The organism is Winogradskyella marincola (assembly GCF_029624125.1).
Lineage (GTDB): Bacteria > Bacteroidota > Bacteroidia > Flavobacteriales > Flavobacteriaceae > Winogradskyella > Winogradskyella marincola.
In genome coordinates, this window is the sequence record NZ_JARSBN010000001.1 from 197,345 (window position 1) to 203,800 (window position 6,456).

Here is a 6,456-nt window from a genome sequence, read left to right on the forward strand (position 1 = left end):
ATTATTCTCCTGAATAGGTTACGAAATTACGAGGTGTTTCGTACAATGTAATTTCTAAATGAAACTTAGGGTCTAATTTGGCTTTTACTTTATTATAAATAACAACCGCTATGTTTTCAGCAGTAGGATTTAAATCTTGAAATTCTGGCACTTCAACATTAAGATTCTTATGATCAAAAGCATCTTCTACTTCAGATTTAATGATATCTTTTAGAATCTTAACATCTATAACATACCCTGTTTCTGGATCTATATTCCCTGTTACACTAGCTATAAGCTCGTAATTATGACCATGAAAGTTAGGATTATTACACAGACCAAAAACAGCATCGTTTTTTTCAAAGCTCCAATCTTTTCTATAAAGTCTGTGAGCAGCATTAAAATGTGCTTTTCTGTGTACTGTTACTTTCATGATTTTTTTACGTTTATAAATTCATAAAACTTATCGAAAATAATTTTAAACCAAGCTGTATATTTCTCGGAATGTAATGCCATATCTACCTTAACATCTTCTAGACTCATCCATTTCCAATCGGCTACTTCATCTTCATTGATTTGTGGAGCATCGTTATAATATCCTATCATAACATGATCGTACTCGTGCTCGGTTAATCCATTATCGAATGGTGCTTTGTATATAAACGAAGTGGTTTCTTCTAACTCTGTTACAAATCCCATTTCTTCTTGCAATCTTCGCTTTCCTGCATCTAAGTTAGATTCTCCATCTCGTTGATGACTACAACAAGTGTTAGTCCATAAACCTGGTGAGTGGTACTTATGCAATGCACGTTGCTGAAGCATTAATTCGTTATTATCATTAAAAACAAATACTGAAAAAGCTCTATGAAGTAATGCTTTTTCGTGTGCTTCCATTTTTGGCATTAAGCCAATTTTATTATCGTTTTCATCTACAAGGATGACTTGTTCTTCTACCATAAAACAAAATTAACTCCTAAAGGTCTAAAAACGGTAAACTATTTCATAAAAAATAGCCGTTTAATTACTTAAACGGCTATTTTTTTAACTTCTATAATTGGGACGCTTATTCTTTATCGTCACAAGATTTACCATTAATACTTGTAATAATAAATTCGCTACGTCTGTTAAGTTGATGTTCTTCTTCAGAACAGCTAGACTCGTTTGTAGGCTCGCAACCACAGTCGTTAACTAATTGCGATTCACCATAACCTTTTGCTGTTAAACGCTCTGCTGCGATGCCATTATCTATTAGATATTGACGTGTAGATTTTGCTCTTCTATCAGATAATTTTTCGTTATAGTCTGCAGGTCCTCTACAATCTGTATGCGAACGAATATCTATATTCATTGTTGGGTATTTATTCAATACAGCTAATACCTTCTGTAATTCTATTTCTGCATCGTATCTAATGTTTGACTTATCGAAATCAAAGTATATGATAGGAATGTCTAAGATCTTAGCTAAATCATCACAAGGGCTTATTTCTTGCACATCTTTCTCTAAAAGTAACTGCAATTGTAAGTCTTGCTTTTTCTTAGGCGTAGTGAAACGTTTTTCATCAGATAAATAAGTTTCTTTTTCTCCTCTGACTAAATATTCTGTTTCACACTCTAATTTAAACTCAAAAGCGGCATCTTCTCCTACTGTTTTGCGCTCTATTTCTTTTCCTTCACCATCAAACAGAATAACTGTAGCATTAGGTATAAGCTCGTCTGTCTTCTTATCTTGAACAGTACCAACTACCAATTGCTCACACTCTGGTACTTCAAAGGTGTAGATATCATCACTACCTTTACCTCCTTCTCTGTTAGAACTAAAATAGACACGCTTTGTTACTAAATTTTCATAGTACCCAAAATCATCTGCTGAACTATTTACTGGTTTTCCAACGTTTTGAATCGGATAGTTTCTGTTTGAACCTTTATCAACTTTTTGGTCTAATTCTTCTGATTTAAAAACATCTAAACCTCCTAAACCTGGAAACCCTGTTGAAGAGTAGAATAGATTACCGCTAGTATCCATGAACGGAAATGTTTCTTGACCTTCTGTGTTAATAGAAGCGCCTAAATTTTCAGGCTCTCCTAGTGTACCATCATCATTAACATCTACTACAAAAATATCCGATTGTCCGTACGTACCTGGCATGTCTGAAGCAAAATACAATCGTGTTCCAGTAACATTTAAAGTTGGATGAGCAACACTGTAATCTTCACTGTTAAAATGTACTTTATGGATTTCGTCCCAAGTACCATCTTCACTCAAAGTAGCTCTGTACAGTTGTAGTCTATTAATACCTGTGCCATCTTCCTTATACTTTAATCTAAAGAAGTTATTTCTTGTAAAAAACATGTACTTACCGTTTGGTGAAAACACAGCACTAGACTCATGATACTTGGTATTTACTTTTCCTTGTATCTCTTTAACTTCTCCAAATCCGCTTTCTGTTTTCTCAGCTGAATACAAATCTAGATATGGCTCTTCGTTCCATCTATACTTTCGGCCTCCACCTCTTGATGAAGAAAAAACAATTCCGTTTTCATATTCTGTAACACCAAAATCTGAAAGCTCTGTGTTAATTTCTAAATTATAAGGCTCAATATCATCTCTACTGATCTCTTCTATATTAGACTTATAATCTACACTAGAAAGAAAAGCTTTACCTCTCATATCGTCTGGCTTAAGCTCATTGAATTTCTTCATCCATTTATCAGATTCTTTGTAGTCTTCAATTCCTTTAAGTGCTAAAGCATATCTAAAATAGTATTCTGGATCAATGACATCATTCATAGTCATTAACTCACCATACCATTTTGCAGCGTTTTCCATATCATTTCTAAAGTAATATGAATTTGCTAATTTTTGAAAAAGCTCAGCAGACTTATAGCCTTTATTAGCTACTTCTAGAAGAACTTCGCTTGTTTTTACATAAGCGAAATCTCTATAATCGTCTTCAACACTTTTTATTTTACCGTTTTGTGCAAATGAAGTCAGGGCAAACATACCTGCACAAACTAAACTAATATATCTTGAAATTGTTCTCATAGTCTTATTTTTAGAAGAAACGAGGTGATAAAATTCTACCTAGTCGTTTCACTTCAAACCTTAAAGTTATTTCGTGTGTTCCGCTATTATAGTTATTTAATCCTGTTGTGGTTAAGTCATACCCGTAACCAATAAACATTCCTGGTGTAACTTGAAAACCAACAAGAGCGCTTACAGAATCATCCCATCTCCATGCTAAACCTGCAGTTAAGTTCTTTTTGTACCAAAAGTTTGCCGAAACATCTGCGATTAATGGTGCACCAGAAACTCCTTTGACTAAAAATGCTGGTTTTAATTCTAAAGTTTCACTTAGGTTAAACACATATCCACCAATAGCATAAAAATGCATTCTCTCGGTAGCCTTAGATTCCTGAAAATCATCATAATGTTCTGTTTCCAAGAAATTTGGCACTGCTAATCCTAAATACCATTTTCTGGTATGCATGTATAGTCCTGCGCCAATCGTTGGAGAAATTAAATTTACATTTTCATTGAAAACATTATCAGGATCTCTATAACGTCCTTTGCTCCAATCCAAATCTAACATGTGTAAACCTCCTTTTACACCAAATGATAATTTTAGATCATTAGCATTTAAAGGTATGGTATATGAAAAATTAGCATCGATAAAATTCTCTCTGGCTGGTCCTAAAGCATCACTTACAATATTTAGCCCTAAACCTATACGCTCATTACGTAAAGGTGAATGAATACCTAAAGATTGTGTTTGTGGCGCACCATCTATACCAACCCATTGAGATCTATGCAAACCTACAACACTCAACGTTTCCCTCTGACCAGCATAAGCTGGATTTACACTTAATGTATTATACATGTAATGCGTGTATTGAGGATCTTGCTGCGCATTTAAATCAGTTGCTAATAGTGTAGTAAACACCATTAAAATTAAACTTGCTTTTGATAATATACGTATCATCTTTCTGTCTTTTTTCTAAAGTTGTTTACTTATCTATTTATATATAACCATCCTACTCTTGGATCTGAACCATCACCTAAATCAAGAACATAATAATACGTTCCTACTGGTAATTTATCGGATTGATTAACCACTGCTCTACCGTTAGATGTTCCATCCCAATCATTTAGATATCCATTTTTAGTGTAAACTTTGTTACCCCATCTATTATAGACTTCTAGTTTGTTATTAGGGAATCGCTCTATACAATCAATAACAAATGTCTCATTAACCATATCTCCATTTGGAGAGAACTCATTGTAAATTGTTAAACATATTGGATCTACTGTTGCAGTATCTTCATCATTAGAAGGGTTAGCGTCATTACCACCATCTGCATTATTTACAAATGCTGTATTAACATAATCTCCTATTCCAAGAACTTCTACAGTAATTTCTAGTATAGCTACTTCATCTACATCTAATTGACCTATACTCCATTCACCATCAAATTCAGAGTATACACCTCCATCTGTAGAAATAATATGAGATATATAAGTATATCCACTAGGAATAACCTCACTTATAATAACATTTGTTGCTGTAACGTTTCCAATATTAGCTACCTCTATAGTGAATGTAACTTCATCACCTACAACTGGTCTTACTTCATCAACAACTTTGATAACTTCTATATCAAAAATTGAATTAAGTGGTGTTACCGTAGGATCATCTGGTTCTCCATCTCCGTTTTCATCATCATTATTATCATCATTAGGATCATCACTTGTATCTCTAATATCATCTGTTGGATCACCTAAGTCGCCTCCCGGAGCTTCACTACTTACGGTCGCTGAATTTACAACAAATCCGTTATCTAAATCTTCTTGTGTTATTTGATATGTTGCTGTAAAAGTTACATCATCAACTTCTCCTGGTAGTAACTGAGCGATTGGTCCACCTACTAAGTTTAGTCCTGGTAATAAATCTTCAACTTCAATATTTGTTAATGTTACATTACCTGTGTTTTCAACAATAAACACATACGAGATAACATCATCTAAACTTCCTTCAATACCATCTCCATTTGTATCTTCTAGTGGTAATGTTGTCTTAACAAGACTTATCATAGGTACTTGAGTAATTTCAGTATCTGTAACGTCATCTTCAGTATTACCATCTGTATCATCTCCATCATCACTATCATCTGATACATTTCCATCTAATGGATCTGTACTATTAGTAACAGCTTGATTCGTAACTATACCTGCATCTATATCTGCCTGAGTTAATGCATATGTTGCGGTGTAAACTATTGTTCCTGAACCTACAATCATATCTTGTAAATCAGCCTCTCCATCTTCATCACTACCACCACTCACATAAGTTGGGGTTGGTAATGCTCCTGTTCCTGTAAAGTCTGCAGCATCTTCTGTGACATCTACGTCAAATAAAGTTACATTACCTGTATTTGTAACAGTATATGTATATGTAATAATATCACCTACATCTGCAACTCCATCTGCACCAGTATCTAAATTACTTGTCTTCTCTAGATTTATACTAGGCGATTGAGGAATCATAGTATCTGTTGGATCATCATTACTTGTTGGATCAGCTGGGTCATCACTATCATCAGTAACTCCTCCTCCTAATGGATCTGTTCCACTAGCTACAGCTTGGTTAGTTACTATACCAGCATCAATATCTGCCTGAGTTAATGCATATGTTGCGGTGTAAACTATCGTTCCTGAACCTACAATCATATCTTCTAGATCTTCTTCACCATCTTCATCACTACCACCACTTACATAAGTTGGTGTTGGTAATATTCCTGTTCCTGTGAAATCTGCAGCATCCTCTGTAACACTAACATCAAAAATTGTAACATTACCTGTATTTGTAACAGTATATGTATATGTAATAACATCTTCTACTGTTGCTATACCATCTGCACCTAAGTCCAAACTACTTGTTTTCTCAATAGCCAAGACTGGTAATTGAGGAATAACTGTATCTGTCGGATCATCATTACTTGTTGGATCCGTTGGATCATCACTATCATCAGTAACTCCTCCTCCTAAAGGACCTGTTCCACTAGCAACAGCTTGATTAGTCACTATACCTGCATCAATATCAGCTTGAGTTAATGCATAAGTTGCTGTGTAAACTATCGTTCCAGAACCTACAACCATATCCTCAAGATCTGCTTCACCATCTTCATCACTACCTCCACTTACATAAGTTGGTGTTGGTAATACTCCTGTTCCTGTAAAGTCTGCAGCATCTTCTGTGACATCTACGTCAAATAAAGTAACATTACCTGTATTTGTAACAGTATATGTATATGTAATAACATCTCCTACTGTTGCTATACCATCTGCACCTAAATCTAAACTACTTGTCTTTTCAATAGCAAGCATTGGCTCTTGAGATATAACAGTTTCTGTTGGATCGTCCGTCGTGTTGCCGTCCAGATCATCTCCATCATCACTCGTGTCATCGACATTCGTGTCCG

General features: G+C 34.8%; 5 protein-coding genes. All 5 read right to left on the reverse strand.

The window, feature by feature from the left end:
* Window position 1 precedes the first annotated feature (1 nt).
* A complete protein-coding gene (locus tag P7122_RS00985) occupies window positions 2-412 on the reverse strand; it encodes a 6-pyruvoyl trahydropterin synthase family protein (protein ID WP_278003916.1) in 411 nt (136 codons plus the stop codon).
* A complete protein-coding gene (gene idi / locus P7122_RS00990) occupies window positions 409-936 on the reverse strand; it encodes an isopentenyl-diphosphate Delta-isomerase (protein WP_278003917.1) in 528 nt (175 codons plus the stop codon). Before idi ends, P7122_RS00985 begins: the two co-directional genes overlap by 4 nt.
* A 106-nt stretch (window positions 937-1,042) precedes the next feature.
* On the reverse strand, window positions 1,043-3,022 hold the full coding sequence (locus tag P7122_RS00995; RefSeq protein ID WP_278003918.1) for an OmpA family protein: 1,980 nt from the start codon (window positions 3,020-3,022) through the stop codon (window positions 1,043-1,045).
* Window positions 3,023-3,032: 10 nt separating this feature from the next.
* Window positions 3,033-3,959, reverse strand: coding sequence for a PorP/SprF family type IX secretion system membrane protein (locus P7122_RS01000; RefSeq protein ID WP_278003919.1), 927 nt, complete (start codon window positions 3,957-3,959; stop codon window positions 3,033-3,035).
* A gap of 29 nt (window positions 3,960-3,988) precedes the next feature.
* The coding region (locus P7122_RS01005) for a CLIPPER-2 domain-containing protein (RefSeq protein ID WP_278003920.1) at window positions 3,989-6,456 on the reverse strand (2,468 nt) is incomplete at its 5' end.